The following is a 14787-nucleotide window of genomic DNA, read 5'->3' as shown; positions in this document are numbered from 1 at the left end:
CGTCGGAAAAACGAGGAACGGTTCCATGTCCGCAAAGAAACATGTCGTCATTCTGGGAGGTGGTGTTGGCGGGCTGGAAGCCGCAACCCAGCTCAGCCACAACTCCCATGTCCGCATTACCCTGATTGATCAGAACGCCGTCCATATCTGGAAGCCTGTCCTGCATGAGCTGGCATCCGGCACGATCGGTCAGAAAGGCAACCTGTTCGCCTTCAATGAGCTTTCCAAACGTTTCGGCTTCTCCTTCATCCAGAGCACGCTGGACACCATCGACAGCACGACAAAGACGCTGAACCTGGAAAACGGGCAGGTCCTGAATTACGATCTGCTCATCGTGGCTCTGGGCTCCTGCGCAAACGACTTCGGCACGCCCGGGGCGAAAGAAAACTGCCTCTTCCTCAATACCCTGGCTGATGCCAACGCCATCCACGACCGTTTCCGTACGCTCATCGAGCGGGCGCAGCTGACAAACAAGCCTGTCCACCTGAACATTGTTGGGGGTGGTGCCACTGGGGTGCAGCTGGCTGCCGAGCTCTGCCAGGCCATCGACAGCACTCCCGGCCTTGGCCCCTCTGCCCGCAAAAGGCTGCTCAGGCCCACGCTGATCGAGGCGCAGGACAGACTGCTGCCGCCTTTCCCCGAGCAGGTTTCGGCCGAGGCCAAGGCCGAACTGGAGAAGCTGGGATTCGATGTCATCACCGGCGGCATGGTCAGTGAGGTCGGCTGCGGATACATCGCCCTCAAGGATGGCCGGCGCATCGAGTCCGACTTCCCCATCTGGGCTGCTGGGGTGAAAGCCTGCGTGGCGACCTCTCTCCTGAAGAATCTTGAGCTCAGCCGCAGCGGGCAGATCATGGTCACCAACACGCTCCAGACCACGAAAGACCCGTCCATCTATGCCATCGGTGACTGCGCCCGCATGGAGGTCAACCCCACAGCCCCCACGGCGCAGGCCGCCCGGCAGGAAGGCCGTTATGTCGGCCGGGTTGCCATTCCCCGCCAGCTGGCTGGCAAGGCAGCGGTCCCATTCGTCTATAACGACCGTGGCGCCGTCGTGGCCCTAGGGCGGTACAATGCCTGGGGCATGTGGCCCTCCAAGAAGGGGTTCGGCGGCCATGGCTTTGGGGCCCAGCTGGCCCGCTTCATCCATGAAGGTCTGTTCCGCCAGCACCAGATGGGCATCAGCGGTCTTTTCCGTACCGTCTGCGCAGCCCTCGGCGAACGCTTCAAGCCCAACAATCCTGATCTGAACGGCAAGAAACCGTCAGCACAGCCGGAACAGGACTGAAGCGGCCCTTCCCCCCCAACCCGGCAGCCCCCTTCACGGCAGGTGAAGGGGATTTGCCCTGCGGGGGCTCAAAAGGCCTGTACACTCCACCATCAAGGTTTCTCACCAGGACGGCACAAGGCGCAAGACAGTTGCCGGGAGACCTTTTATACTCGGGCTCTGTGCCATCATGATCCGTACCGCCAGAAAAGGGCAGCCCCAGTCTGCTCCCCTTGCGGCGACAGGGGAACGCCTGCCATGACCCTATCCTGTACAGCTTCCACCGGTTCTATCGAACAGCAGATCATCAAAAACGGTTTTGCCTTTCTCCCCGCTCGACAGGCCAGAGCGTGGCTGGAGCCCTGCGGCCTGAAAGACTGGCAGGGTTTTGCTGAAAGCTGGAATGATCTGGGCATGGACCTCTACATGGCTGATGGCGGGCGCTACCGCCGTCGTCGCTATGGAACTTTTTCCATCACCGGGAACAGCCTGACCCGCAAGGACCATCAGCCCCATTATCAGAGCCGGGATTACAATCTGCTCAATGGCGGGGTAGAACGCTGGTTCAGTCCCATCACTGACGAGGTGGGGCGACATCCGGCCCTTGCGGCCATTCTCCAGGCCACCTCCACCATGGCGGACCACCTCTCCCCGGAACGACCCCAGCCAGCCCCGTGGCATGTGGAGGTCCATCAGTTCCGCATCGAGGCCGCCAGCGATGCAGAGGCTCTTCCCACGCCGGAAGGGATGCATCGTGATGGCGTGGACTGGGTTTTCGTCTTCATGGTCAACCGCTGCAACATACGGGAAGGCGTCACGAGCATCCATGCGCTGGACCAGCAGACCGTACTGGGGTCCTTCACCCTGACAGAGCCGCTGGATACTGCCATTGTGGACGATCACCGTGTCTATCACGGTGTGACGGCGGTAGAACCGGAAGACCCCACCCTGCCCGCCTACCGTGACGTGCTCGTCGTCACCTTGCGGTATGAATGAACACAACCCCGTTACCCTGCCATTCATGGCGGGCTTCCCTGTCTTTTCCTGACCCGTCCCCCAGAGGATAACGACGCCATGACCCGTTCATCACCTGTTCCTGTCCGCCTCCGTGGCCTTGCCGGAAACCTGTGCCGTTCCGCCATCGTCATGGGTCTCTTCGGTTTCATCCAGACCAGCCCGGCCGAGGCGGCCAGCCAGAAGCATCCGTCACGTCATCATCATTCAGCACAGCACTCCAGCACGACACCCGTGGAGCTGAAAGCCCAGCCCGGCACGGAGCTGGACAGGCAGGCCCGCAGCCTGAATGCAGACCTTCTGGACGATGCGGCCCGCCACAACGAGACACCCATCGTCCTGACAGGGACAGCCAAACTCGCCCCAAAGCAGAAAAACATGATCCTGTTCGTGCAGCTGCAATCATACCGCCTCTGCGGGTCTGCAGGCTGTACCACCTCCATCTATCGCAGGAATGGCAACAAATGGGATACACTGCTGGACAGCGTGAACGGTTCCATCCGTATTGCCCGCCAGCGTCACAACGGTCTGGCTGACATCATTATTGATGGCAACGACCGCTGGGTATTTGACGGGCAGAAATACGAGGACACTCTCAACAGCCCCTGATTCTTCGGGCCCCACCGTCATGTTGGCAGGCGCTGGGGCCCTTTTTCATCTTTCTGCAAAGGAATGACAAAATCCGGCTGATACCGGAGAAAATATTTTTTACAGTTTTTTATATAGATATAATCATATCATTATATGATAAATACAATACATTAACTTGCCGTCACCTTTAGCTCTCAATAATACCCATCTCCGCCCACTTCTATACTTTACATATAACATCATGCTTATATGTGTATGGGATTGATATTTTCGTCAAGTTTTTTTACCCATGGCGCTCCTTCAACAGACAGAAAACGGGGACCAGACCACAGCCCCCCAATGAGCCAGCGCCATGCCTTCTTCCACCACGCCCTTCTCTTCCGTAGCTGACCGGACACCTCTCATCCTTGATGGTGGCATGGGGCGGGAGCTGCACCGCATGGGAGCTCCGTTCCGCCAGCCGGAATGGTCAGCCCTCAGCCTGATGGAGCGGCCCGATCTGGTGCAGCAGGCCCATGAGAACTTCCTCAAGGCCGGGGCGCATGTCATCACGACCAACAGCTATGCCGTCGTGCCATTCCATATCGGTGAGGAACGTTTTGCCGCACGGGGCGAGGAACTGGCCCGCCTCTCCGGCCATCTGGGACGGCAGGCCATTGCAGCACAGGCCCAGGGTGGAAAGCCGTCTCTTCTGGCCGGTTCCCTGCCACCGGCAGGCGGCTCTTACCGTCCCGACCTGTTCACCCCCCAGAAGGCAGAGGCTATCCTGACGCCGCTCATCCGTGGGCTGGCACCCTCGGCCGATCTCTGGCTGGCAGAAACACAGAGCAGCATCGCCGAACTTCAGACAGCCCACAGGCTCGTCCAGCAAAGCACGGACGATGCACGCCCCTTCTGGGGAAGTTTCACGCTGGATGATTCCGATCCCGCCGCTCTCATCCACCAGCACGCCCCGGTCCGCCTGCGGTCGGGTGAACTGCTGGAAGAAGCCGTGGAAGCCGCCCTTCAGCTGAAGCTGGAGGCCCTGCTCTTCAACTGCAGCGACCCCCGCATCATGGAAACGGCCCTGCACACAGCCCGAAAGGTGCTGAAGACCCACGGTGATTCCACCACCCTGAAACTGGGCGTGTATGCCAACGGTTTCGCCCACAACCATCATGACGGCGAAGGCGAAGGAGCCAATGAAAGCATCACTCCACTGGATGGCACGCTGACATCCCAGCGTTATGCCGACTTCGCCCAGCACTGGCTTGCCGCCGGGGCCGACATCATCGGGGGCTGCTGTGGCATCGGGCCGGAGCATCTCGCCGCCCTCGCCGCCCATTTTTCCTGACCTGCTGACCCACCGCCCATTTCGCACTCTGGAGACACCACAATGCCCCGCCTGCATGGCTCTCACCGTCTGCCTGCCTCCCTGCTGTCCCTCTCCTGGCTTATGGGGTCATGCGGCATGGGCCTTGGCCTCGCCACGGCCCTGTCAGGCTCCCTGTCCACCGCCAGAGCCGCCACAGTGACAGGCACGGCCACGACCTCCCCAGCGGCCAGCAGAAAGACACAGGCCCGCAAGAGCACATCCACAACCCGCCACAGGCCCCATGCCATCAATGCCAGATCAGCCGAACATCTGACCGTCCACCGGACAAACACACCGCTGAAACGGGCACGGGCCAGCACCTCACCGGTGGATATCGTCACGGCACAGCAGCTCCAGCGCACGGGGCAGCTGAACGTGGCGGAAGCTCTGGCCCGCATCAATCCGTCCATCACCATCAGTGCAGCAGGGTATGACGCCTCGGCCCTGACCTCCTCCATCCGCCTGCGGGGGCTGAACCCCAACCACACGCTCGTGCTCGTCAACGGCATACGCCGCCACACCACGGCGAACATCAGTGCCGACAGCGGGCCGGAGGAAGGCTCCAGCCCGGTGGACCTGAACATGATCCCCCCGGAAGCCATCGACCATATCGAAATCCTGCGGGACGGTGCCGCCTCCCGCTACGGGGCGGACGGGCTGGCCGGTGTCATCAACATCGTGCTGAAAAAGGACGTCAGAAGCTCCGACATTGATGCCCAGACAGGCGCAAATGCCTATAACGGCGATGGCTGGCAGTACCAGTTCGGCTTCGACAAGGGCCTAGCCCTGGGCGAGGACGGGTACGTCAATCTGGCCGGGCAGATGTACCATACCGACCATTTCATCCAGAAAGGTCTGGACGTCCGCACGAACCGTTATGACGACCCGGCCCTCAGCCTTGCCGAGGAAACCCGCCAGACCCTCAGCCTCAATTTCGGCAAGCATTTCACCCAATCCCTGGAAGGCTACGGCTTTGTCACCTACGCCCACCGTCACGGTGAAGGCTTCCAGGATTACCGGACGCCGGACACGTTCCCGCAATATTATCCCGACGGGTTTTCTCCCATCGAGGCCATGGAGGAACAGGACTACGCCGTCACACTGGGGCTGAAGGGCCGCCTGCCTGCCGGGTTCCACTGGGATGCCAACACGACATACGGGGCCGATGATGACCACATGACCCTGAAGAACAGTGGCAGCCCGGCCTATTATGCCGATTATGGCACATCCCCCACGAAGGTCCGGACGGAACGCTTCAAGAACGAACAGTGGAACAACACGCTGAACATCAGCCGCAGGTTCGCCTTTGCTCCCGGCCGCTCGCTGGACCTCTCCTTCGGCGCCCAGCACAGGCTGGAGAAATACACCATCGGGGCCGGTGAGCCTGCCTCCTACTACAAGGGTGGTCTCCAGGGCTTTGCGGGCCTGATGCCGCAGAATGCGGGATCATGGACCCGCAACGTCTGGGCGGGCTACATTGATGCGGACTTCCACCCGCTCCGGCATCTCGATGTCGATTTCGGCGGGCGGTATGAGCATTATACCGATTCCGGCAATGCCGAGACGGGCAAGATCGCCGCCCGGTATGACGTGACGAAACGCTTTGCCCTGCGGGCCACCATCAGCAACGGCTACCGTGCTCCCACCCTGCTGGAGCAGCATTACAGCGTGCTCAGCGTCATCCCCAACGGGGCCTCGGCCAGTCTGCCCGTCAATTCCGCAGCGGCCAGCTCCCTCGGGGCCCAGCGGCTGAAGGCGGAACGCTCCACCAACGCCAGCGGCGGCATCGTGCTGGAACCCGTCACGAACCTTCATGTCTCGGCTGACGTGTACCAGATCAACATCCGCAACCGCATCTCACCGGGCGGCAGCTTCCAGGGCAGTGCGGCAGAAAATGCCATCGCCCTGATGGGGGCCTCCCTGCCCGGCGGGCTGGACCCGGACAACGTCACAGCCACCTACTTCACCAACGGGGCCAGCACCCGCACGCAGGGGCTGGACATCATGGCCGATTACGCCCTGAAGCTGCACCGCTACGGGTCACTCAATCTCAGCCTGGCCCTCAACCTGAACCGCACCCGCATCCACCATCTCAACACCTATGCGGACGGATCGCCCATCCTCAATGCCCAGCAGATCGGCTACCTCACCACGGCGTCACCCCGCAGCAAGATCGTTCTCAACGCATACTGGAAGCTGAACCGCTGGAATGTGAACCTCCGCCAGACACGCTATGGCGAGACGGTCAACAACGTGACCTATCAGGACCAGGCCCCGGCGGCCCTGCAATATTCGCAGAGCCAGTTCCACCGCTTCGTGAACACGCCTGCCTGGCTGACGGACCTTGAGGTCGGCTTCCAGGCCACGAAGCGCATCCATCTGGCCGTCGGCGGGAACAACCTCTTCAACGTCCGGCCCCGCCGGATGCCGCTGGAAAACTCCTACACCGGCTCACTGTTCTACGACAACAATTCCGCCGGTATCCCCATGACGGGCGGCTATTACTACGGGCGCATCAACATCAGCCTGTAACCCCGGAGACAGGCACGGACCACGACAGGGCAGACCACCATGTTCTCAGCGATCGAGCAGCACACCATCCACCCCATCCCCGCCTCGGACAGACGGGGCCGCCCGCGGGACCAGTTCACCATCTGGTTCAGCACCAACATGACGCTGCTGACGGTCGTGACGGGTGCGCTGGGGCCGTTGCAGTGCCACATCTCCTTCACTCTCACGGCCCTTGCCTTCCTGCTTGGCAGCCTGCTCGGGGCTGTCTTCATGGCCCTTCATGCCGTGCAGGGGCCACGGCTTGGCGTGCCGCAGATGATCCAGAGCCGGGGGCAGTTCGGCGCATGGGGGGCCATGCCGGTCATCCTGATGGTCGTCGTCATGTATGTCAGCTTCGTCGCCTCCAACTGCGTGGTGGGCGGCGATGCGCTGCGGAGTGTCCTGCCCTCGCTGGGAGCACATCCGGCCATCCTCATCATGGCCGTCCTCAGCCTGCTGCCCTGCATCATCGGCTACCGGACGATCGAGATATTCTCCTCGGCGGTTTCCTTCATCACGACGGCCGTCATCCTGCTCTGCTTCTTTGTCGGGCTGGCGAGCCTGCCACACGGGCAGGCCTTTCTGGCAGACATGCACGGCTCCTTTGCCGGGTTTCTCCAGGCCTTTTCCATCGCCGTGCTCTGGCAGATCGCCACGGCTCCCTATGTCTCCGATTCCTCACGCTACCTGCCGGATGAGAAGGCCAGCTATCCCCGCATCTTCCTCGCCTGCTATGGCGGCACGGTCGGCGGAACCTTTCTGGCGATGGCAGCGGGGGCCTTCCTCAGTGCCGCCACAGGGCTATCACCCGCCGTCGCCATCACCCACATGACGGGACCATGGGCAGGGCTGATCATCCTCGTCCTGGGGCTGTCCATCGCCTTCGCCAATGCCATGGACCTCTACTGCTGCACGCTCTCCCTCATCACGCTGCTGCACAGCTGCCGCACCAGCTGGCAGCCACGGGGGCGCAGCCGCCTCATCATCACCCTGCTGATCATCCTGACAGCCACGGCGATGGCCCTCTTCATGGCGAAGTCCTTCAATGCCGCCTACAGCGCCCTGCTGGACCTGCTCATGGCCGTCATGATCCCATGGACAGCCATCAATCTCTCGGACTTCTACCTCGTCCGCAAGGGGGACTATCATGTCCCATCCTTTTTCGAACGGGATGGCGGGGTCTATGGGCTTGTGAACGGCCCGGCCCTGTTCAGCTACGGGCTGGGGATTCTGGCGGAAATTCCCTTCCTCAACCTGTCCTTCTATCACGGCCCGCTGCTGGAACGGCTGCATGGCGTGGACATCTCATGGCTGACGGCCCTGCTCGTCTCCACGCTCAGCTATCTTCTGCTGGCACGGCACGGAAAAGCCCACCACACCCAACAACCGGGCGGATGAAGAGACGACCTTCTGATTTTCAGGGGAAAGACTGGAGCGGATGAGGGGAATCGAACCCCCGTATGCAGCTTGGGAAGCTGCCGTTCTACCATTGAACTACATCCGCTTCGTGGGGCCTCTTATACCGGCTGGCAAAACCCTGCGCAATCCCCTTTCCATCATATTTTCCAGCAGAGTATCGCCCTTCCCCGAACATCTTCCGGCGAACCGTGACCGGTTCTCCTTGACGCCCCCTTCCACCGGGCGCATAGTCGGGGCGTGGCGTTGCTGGACGGTAACCCACCCTCGTGATTTGATAGGCCGGCTTGCGGCGAGGTAAAAGAACATGCGCTAAAGAGGCCCTGTTTCTCTCCCGCAGAATCAGGACTTCATACGGCCTCCATCCTAATCGGGCAGGCCGCCGGGTGGTCTGCCTCTTCAGCTGGAGGAACCCATGCCCTCTACCGACCAGTCCTTCCTCTCCTCCTGCCGCACCGACACACGTCTGCTGCACGAGGCCCGCAACCGCACCGAACATGGTGAAACGTCGGACGCCATCTTCCCGACCTCCGGTTTTGTCTATGACAGTGCAGAACAGGCCGAAGCCACCTTTGAAGGAACAATCCAGCATCTTCAGTATTCCCGCTATGGGAACCCCACGGTTGATGCGCTGCAGGATCGCCTTGCCCTGCTTGAAGGGGCCGAGGCCTGCCAGACGACATCCACCGGCATGGGGGCCGTCTCCTGTGCCCTGCTGGCCCAGCTGAAGGCTGGTGACCGTGTCGTGGCCAGCAGTGCGCTCTTCGGCTCCACACACTGGCTGCTGGACTCGCTGCTGCCCGGCTATGGCATCGAGACCGTCATGCTGGACGGCACCGACCTCAAGGCCTGGGAAGAGGCTCTTTCCAAACCCACCCAGGCCGTGCTGATCGAGACCCCCTCCAACCCGATGCTGGATGTTCTGGACATCCGCCACATTGCCGACCTTGCCCACAAGGCGGGGGCCATCTTCATGGTGGACAATGTCTTCGCCACACCTGTCGGCCAGAAGCCGCTGGAGCTCGGGGCGGATGTCGTCATCTACTCCTGTACCAAGCATATTGACGGTCAGGGCCGTGTGATGGGCGGAGCCATTCTGGGCAGTCAGGAATGGATCACCGGAACACTCCAGCCCTTCGTCCGCAATACAGGCAACACGCTGTCTCCCTTCAATGCCTGGGTGCTGTCCAAGGGGCTGGAAACGCTGCGCCTGCGTGTGGAGGCCATGGCCCGCAATGCCGCCCGCCTTGCTGACGCCCTGAGCGAACTGCCCGGCATCACGTCCGTCCGCTATCCCGGCCGCAAGGATCATCCCCATGCCGACCTTGCCCGGAAACAGATGAGCAATGGCGGAACACTGGTGGCCTTCAGCGTCGCCAATGGCAAGAAAGGGGCGTTTGCCTGCCTCAACGCCTTCCGGCTCATTGCCATTTCCAACAATCTGGGGGATGCCCGCAGCCTTGCCACCCACCCCGCCACCACCACCCACCGCAAGCTGACACAGGAACAGCGTGATGCTCTGGGCATCACGGATGGGTCCATCCGCTTCTCGGTCGGGCTAGAAGATGTGGAGGACCTGATCGAGGACCTGCGCCGTGGGGCCGAAGCCGCCCGGCAGGCAGGCTGAACGACCCGGCCTGCAAGCCCGTCCCCGCACTCCCCGTGAACGGGACGGGCGGCCACGACAGGTCAGACATATGAAGACATTCCAGAATACCAGTAAGGAAAATCCGCCGCTCCTGACAGAATGACCTGACAAATCCCCATAATGATTCTAGTAAAGGCCCATGTCCGATAATTCCCTCCCCCCGGAAGGCCCGATGGCCGAGACGGAAACCCTCGAGATGGAGCCCATCACGTCCCTGCCCGCCTTTACGGCCCATACCGGCGACGTGACCGTGAATGTCCGCCCTTTCTGGGTTGATGAACATTCCGACCCGGAAGAACACCGTTATGTCTGGCTCTATCATGTGCTGATTGAAAACAGAGGCAAGGAGAGCATCCAGCTTCTCTCACGCAGCTGGACCATCACGGATGATCGGGGTGGGCGTGAAGACGTGCATGGTGAAGGCGTGGTGGGCGAGCAGCCCGTCATTGCTCCAGACAGCAGCTATCAATATACATCCGGAGCTGAACTCAAAACACCGAGCGGCTTCATGGAGGGCCTCTACCACATGGTCACTCCGGCCAGCGGCCATCGTTTTGATGTCACCGTGCCCGTATTCAGTCTGGACAGTCCCCATCACATGGGCATGACCCACTGACGGACAGCAGAAAAGGACCCGCCATCTTGAACGCCCCTCATGCCCGCCCGAAACACAGACGCATTGCCGCCCTTCTTCTGGCGGCGGGGCGTGGGCGGCGGTTCTCTGCCGGTGCCCCGCAGGAACAGGCCAACATAAGCAAGCAGTTCCATCTTCTGGCCGGGCAGCCGGTCATCCGGCACGCCGCCATGGCCCTGCTGCCGCATATCGATGTCCTCCAGCCGGTTGGCAGCGACCCGCTCCTGCCCGAGGCCCTGGCAGGGCTGGATGTCCTTCCCCCGGTCGAGGGCGGAGCCGAACGGCATGACAGCGTGCGGGCCGGACTGGAGGCCCTGGCAAAACTGCCCGAGCCGCCTGATGTCGTTCTCGTGCATGATGGTGCCCGCCCCTGCGTCCCGGCTGCTGTCATCACCCGTACCCTTGAGGCACTGGAGACCCATGAGGGTGTCATCCCGGCCCTGCCTGTCAGCGACACGCTGAAGAAGGTGGAGAATGGCCTCATCACCGGGACGGTCTCACGGGAAGGCCTCTGGCGTGCCCAGACCCCGCAGGGCTTCTCCTTCCCGCTGCTGCGGGACCTGCATGACCGGCACCGCACCGCCCTGACCGATGATGCCGGCCTGCTGGAGGCGGAAGGCCACAAGGTGGCGATCGTCATGGGTTCGGAAGACAATATCAAACTGACCGTTACGGAGGATCTGATGCGGCTTGAACGTGTAATTGAGGACCAGAAGACCCAGCCTGCGCAGGCTCCCGTTCTGCTGCCCCGTGTCGGTCTGGGCTACGATGTTCACGCCTTCGCCGAGGGCCGCAAGCTCATCCTCTGTGGCATCGAGATTCCTCATGAGAAGGGCCTTGCCGGTCACTCCGATGCCGATGTGGGCATCCATACGCTCTGCGACGCCATCTATGGTGCGCTGAATGAGGGCGACATTGGCCGTCACTTCCCCCCCACGGATGAGAAATGGCGTGACATGGATTCCGCCCGCTTCCTCATCCATGCCGGAGAGCTGATCCGCTCCAAAGGAGGAATGCTGGTCAATGCGGACCTGACGATCATCTGCGAGCGCCCGAAGATCGGCCCTCATGCCAAGGCCATGTGTGCCCGTCTTGCCGAGCTGCTGAAGGTCAGTCCCAGCCGCATTTCCGTCAAGGCCACGACCTCCGAGCGTCTGGGCTTCACGGGGCGGGAAGAAGGCATCGCCGCCACGGCTGCCGTCAGCATCATGGTGCCGGACAGCGGGGAGTAAGTCAGTTTACACATTCTGACGTGACAGACCATCAGAAAACCCCTCTCCCGACCCGCACACTACTAAATTCTCTGAGTAGATTAAATTTTAAATAATAATTTTCTCCCCGATCAAAGGGGACGAGTATAGTGGGAAGGGGATTTTCTGACAGGACGATTTAGTCCTGCTTTTATCTCCTAATCAAAAAGAGTATAATTTAAAAATAGGGAAGCTCCTTATCATCGGTCTAGCCTGTTTTGAAACATCCTCGAATATAAAAAAAAAACTTTACACCACATTGAAAATATGTCTCCCTATAAAAGAGACAAAGGTGACCGTTAAATCTTGCTGATAAATAGGTATTGATCATGAATCTGGAAATTTTGGATACCTTCCAAGAAGAAGGGGCTACTTGTCGCCTCTGCAAGACCTCCCTTAAGGAATATATTTCAAATTTACCAGATGATTTCCAGGAATTTGATATCCAAAGAAGTCTGGTCCAAAATCATTTTCTTGATAAGATTTTTTCAACCCTTCTGAAAAAACAGCATATCCCATTAATTGTCCTTGTCAGCAAAGATCTTGTCAATGAAGATGACGTGAAACAAGAGGCGGGGGTCACTTCTTTTAAACTGAGTAAAAATTTTAAAATTCTTGATGGATTACAACGTAGCCATCGATTGAAAGAAATATGGGATGCAATTAATTTTATTGAAGAAGATTTTAAGGATGATGATAAGGATATGACCGTCGTTCAAATATCACGTAAAATTTCAAAAACGCTCCGAAGTAAAAAAATAGCCCCAAACATCTTCCGTAAAGTATTAAAAGAATATCGTGAAGATAGTGATAGAATCAGAAACTTATTTAATGGTAACAATATCTGGTTAGAAGTATGGTTTTCTCTAAAACGAGATGACCAAATAAAAAAGATGCTTGTTCTTAATGCAGGACACAAATCTGTTAATATAAAACATCAAATTGAGCTTCTGTTTCTAAACCAACTGGATACACTAAAAGGGAAAATAGACGAAGAGGGTGAAAAGGGTGAAATTTTCCGCGAAAAAGATAAATCTTCTATCCAATATAGTAAAGAACGAAAAAAGGGTCAGTATCATTTTTCACATCTGATTTCTGCCTTTGTATCCTTACTTGAGGGACGCCCCGTAACTACAAATGCAGAATATTCAGCAGCACATGCATTTTCGGATGAAACAGAATTTAATAGTTACTTATCTGATGTTGACGCCGACATTCTAAACAGTTTTGTGAAAGCAATCACCTCATTAGATAAGGGGAGCCCGTCAGATAAAGAGGTCCGCTGGTTTGGACGAGAAGTGGTCCTCTCAGGAATATTCGGAGCCATTGGTGCGGTGGCTAAAAAGAAAAATACTGACTCTCCTAAAGAGGAGATTCTTTCAACCATTACATATTTCGTAAATGAGCTACCTAATTTTTTAAAAAATTTAAACGTTGAAGGGTTTGAAGAATGGAGAAACCAGCAAAACCTATCTAGTATAAATATCGGCAACAAAAATAAGTCTAAAGTTTTTGAAGCAACACGTCAATTTCTTGAGGACAAGATAGACAGTAAAATTGATTGGACCAATATAAAGGAGGTCGAAAAATGACACACAATAATCAGATTAAACCTGTTGATGAAATTCGAGAGACAATCAAATCTTTTTTGCAGTACTTAGACGGAAATATCCCTTTAGGAAAGATAAAGGATGACTCTGATAAGGAATCAGCGGACACTTCCTCAGACTTAATAGAAAACGCATTACATAACTGCTTAAAGGATGATGAAGAAACTGCTGCTAAGGCCTTTGAAGGCCTGTTTTCTGATGGCAGTACTTTTCCGGATGAATTTAATACTTTGGAAATCAACCTTAAAACTCTTCAGAGCAGAACGAGAGATGATAATGTATTAATGTCCTACAATAAGATCTTTTTACTTCTGAAACTAATCAAGGAGATCAAACTAAGCCTAGCACTAGATCCTATTCCAACGAACCTGGGTGAGTTTGATCTATATGAGGAGGATCATTCAGATAGAGATGATTTGACATTTTACAACAGTGCAGACGATTCCGAAGAAAACTACTATGTATATGATGGGGATGATAAAAAAAACTCTTTTGTTTTTATGAGAATTTCCTCCTCTGGGAGATTAGAAATCAATGATACAGAGAGAACTGCTCCAAGAACTCCTATACTACTTTATACAATTCTCTTAATTTGCCGACGTAGTGAGCCCATACGTCAGGGGAAATGGCTCGTCTCTAACATCACCGATCCGAAGAACCGTCTCTCTTATGTAAAATATCATATGCTCTTAAAAGGATATTATTTAAATAAATTAGCTCCATCTATTACAAATAAACATCCTAACATTGAAAAAATTTTAGATAGCTCTAAAGATTATGCTCAGTTTCATGAACTGTTCGAAATTATGAGCGAGATAAATAGCCGCAAAACTTTGCTCGATAAGTTCATGAGTTGTTATCATGCACTGGAAAATTACATGCTCCGGACGAAAATAGTTGCAATCATTTCTAATAATGACGGCCATCTTTTTGGCGTTCGGCAATTCAAACATCTTGGCTTACAAGTGGAAGAAAAAGAGCTCGATCATCTTAAAAAATTATTCAGAACCTCTTCAGATCGAATAGTGAGTGGAGAAAATCAAAATCTAAGGGACAGCATTGAAAAAAAATTTCAATCTTTTCGTTGTGGGTTGGGAGACCCCGACCAGAAAAATATCAGAAAATTTATAGAAAAAACCTCTTCCGACGGTAAAGTGCCTAATATAAACTTTAGAAATGACACAAATGACACAGATTTTTATGAAAGTCTTCCAAAGATCATTTACCAAATAAGATGTTCGATTGTTCATAATAAAGCCACTGAATATCATCTTTCCAGTAGAGAAATGGCAGACCCTATAAAGAAAAAATTCATCGAAGAGCTATGCATTCCTTGCATGGAGATACTTGCTTTTGGACTGCCTGCCAGCACACAGGGACAGGATAATAGAGATAAGCATCCTCTCAAGTATACGAGGGAGAGCATACCACTTTATTAGGCGTCACATAATCC

Annotated in this window: 11 protein-coding genes, 1 tRNA gene and 1 riboswitch; of the genes, 11 read left to right on the top strand and 1 reads right to left on the bottom strand. The window is 56.3% G+C overall.

Annotated features, from left to right (window positions below; all coding sequences use genetic code 11):
• The first annotated feature begins 25 nt into the window (after positions 1 to 25).
• The 6 genes from GM608_RS02140 (at position 26) to GM608_RS02115 (ending at position 8174) form a co-directional block, all read left to right on the top strand.
• Positions 26 to 1288 carry an NAD(P)/FAD-dependent oxidoreductase gene (locus GM608_RS02140; RefSeq protein ID WP_081562941.1) on the top strand — a complete coding sequence of 421 codons (1263 nt, stop codon included), beginning with the start codon at positions 26 to 28 and terminating at the stop codon, positions 1286 to 1288.
• Between the two features lie 237 nt (positions 1289 to 1525).
• Positions 1526 to 2263, top strand: coding sequence for a 2OG-Fe dioxygenase family protein (locus GM608_RS02135; protein ID WP_043560882.1), 738 nt, complete (start codon positions 1526 to 1528; stop codon positions 2261 to 2263).
• 78 nt (positions 2264 to 2341) lie between these two features.
• On the top strand, positions 2342 to 2890 hold the full coding sequence (locus tag GM608_RS02130) for a hypothetical protein (RefSeq protein WP_052349154.1): 549 nt from the start codon (positions 2342 to 2344) through the stop codon (positions 2888 to 2890).
• Positions 2891 to 3224: 334 nt separating this feature from the next.
• The gene (locus GM608_RS02125; RefSeq protein WP_333644921.1) at positions 3225 to 4205 is read left to right on the top strand and encodes a homocysteine S-methyltransferase family protein; all 981 of its coding nucleotides are present in this window, start codon (positions 3225 to 3227) and stop codon (positions 4203 to 4205) included.
• A gap of 42 nt (positions 4206 to 4247) precedes the next feature.
• Positions 4248 to 6758: a TonB-dependent receptor gene (locus GM608_RS02120; RefSeq protein WP_333644920.1), complete on the top strand. Its 2511-nt coding sequence runs from the start codon at positions 4248 to 4250 to the stop codon at positions 6756 to 6758.
• Between the two features lie 39 nt (positions 6759 to 6797).
• Positions 6798 to 8174 carry a cytosine permease gene (locus GM608_RS02115; RefSeq protein WP_333644919.1) on the top strand — a complete coding sequence of 459 codons (1377 nt, stop codon included), beginning with the start codon at positions 6798 to 6800 and terminating at the stop codon, positions 8172 to 8174.
• Positions 8175 to 8206: 32 nt separating this feature from the next.
• Here the strand turns inward: GM608_RS02115 and GM608_RS02110 are convergent.
• Positions 8207 to 8280, bottom strand: a tRNA-Gly gene (locus tag GM608_RS02110).
• Positions 8281 to 8448: 168 nt separating this feature from the next.
• Positions 8449 to 8529: riboswitch (SAM riboswitch) on the top strand.
• 78 nt (positions 8530 to 8607) lie between these two features.
• Here GM608_RS02110 and metZ point away from each other — a divergent pair.
• From metZ to GM608_RS02085, 5 genes are all read left to right on the top strand, one after another.
• Positions 8608 to 9819 (top strand): O-succinylhomoserine sulfhydrylase, encoded by a 1212-nt coding sequence (gene metZ / locus GM608_RS02105; protein ID WP_043560889.1) that lies wholly within the window; start codon positions 8608 to 8610, stop codon positions 9817 to 9819.
• A gap of 160 nt (positions 9820 to 9979) precedes the next feature.
• The gene (gene apaG / locus GM608_RS02100; RefSeq protein WP_154981641.1) at positions 9980 to 10456 is read left to right on the top strand and encodes a Co2+/Mg2+ efflux protein ApaG; all 477 of its coding nucleotides are present in this window, start codon (positions 9980 to 9982) and stop codon (positions 10454 to 10456) included.
• Between the two features lie 26 nt (positions 10457 to 10482).
• Positions 10483 to 11706: a 2-C-methyl-D-erythritol 2,4-cyclodiphosphate synthase gene (gene ispF / locus GM608_RS02095; RefSeq protein WP_249109286.1), complete on the top strand. Its 1224-nt coding sequence runs from the start codon at positions 10483 to 10485 to the stop codon at positions 11704 to 11706.
• A gap of 347 nt (positions 11707 to 12053) precedes the next feature.
• The gene (locus GM608_RS02090; protein WP_333644918.1) at positions 12054 to 13316 is read left to right on the top strand and encodes a hypothetical protein; all 1263 of its coding nucleotides are present in this window, start codon (positions 12054 to 12056) and stop codon (positions 13314 to 13316) included.
• Positions 13313 to 14773, top strand: coding sequence for a hypothetical protein (locus tag GM608_RS02085; protein WP_333644916.1), 1461 nt, complete (start codon positions 13313 to 13315; stop codon positions 14771 to 14773). Before GM608_RS02090 ends, GM608_RS02085 begins: the two co-directional genes overlap by 4 nt.
• Positions 14774 to 14787 lie beyond the last annotated feature (14 nt).

Source organism: Bombella sp. ESL0380, assembly GCF_009725805.1.
GTDB classification, from domain to species: Bacteria; Pseudomonadota; Alphaproteobacteria; order Acetobacterales; family Acetobacteraceae; genus Bombella; species Bombella apis.
This window is presented reverse-complemented; position numbering and strand designations above follow the sequence as displayed.

Coding starts and splice junctions, on each gene's coding strand:
- GM608_RS02090 (WP_333644918.1), top strand. CDS start 12,054: ATGAATCTGGAAATTTTGGATACCTTCCAAGAAGAAGGGGCTACTTGT.
- GM608_RS02115 (WP_333644919.1), top strand. CDS start 6,798: ATGTTCTCAGCGATCGAGCAGCACACCATCCACCCCATCCCCGCCTCG.
- metZ (WP_043560889.1), top strand. CDS start 8,608: ATGCCCTCTACCGACCAGTCCTTCCTCTCCTCCTGCCGCACCGACACA.
- GM608_RS02135 (WP_043560882.1), top strand. CDS start 1,526: ATGACCCTATCCTGTACAGCTTCCACCGGTTCTATCGAACAGCAGATC.
- apaG (WP_154981641.1), top strand. CDS start 9,980: ATGTCCGATAATTCCCTCCCCCCGGAAGGCCCGATGGCCGAGACGGAA.
- GM608_RS02125 (WP_333644921.1), top strand. CDS start 3,225: ATGCCTTCTTCCACCACGCCCTTCTCTTCCGTAGCTGACCGGACACCT.
- GM608_RS02085 (WP_333644916.1), top strand. CDS start 13,313: ATGACACACAATAATCAGATTAAACCTGTTGATGAAATTCGAGAGACA.
- GM608_RS02140 (WP_081562941.1), top strand. CDS start 26: ATGTCCGCAAAGAAACATGTCGTCATTCTGGGAGGTGGTGTTGGCGGG.
- GM608_RS02120 (WP_333644920.1), top strand. CDS start 4,248: ATGCCCCGCCTGCATGGCTCTCACCGTCTGCCTGCCTCCCTGCTGTCC.
- GM608_RS02130 (WP_052349154.1), top strand. CDS start 2,342: ATGACCCGTTCATCACCTGTTCCTGTCCGCCTCCGTGGCCTTGCCGGA.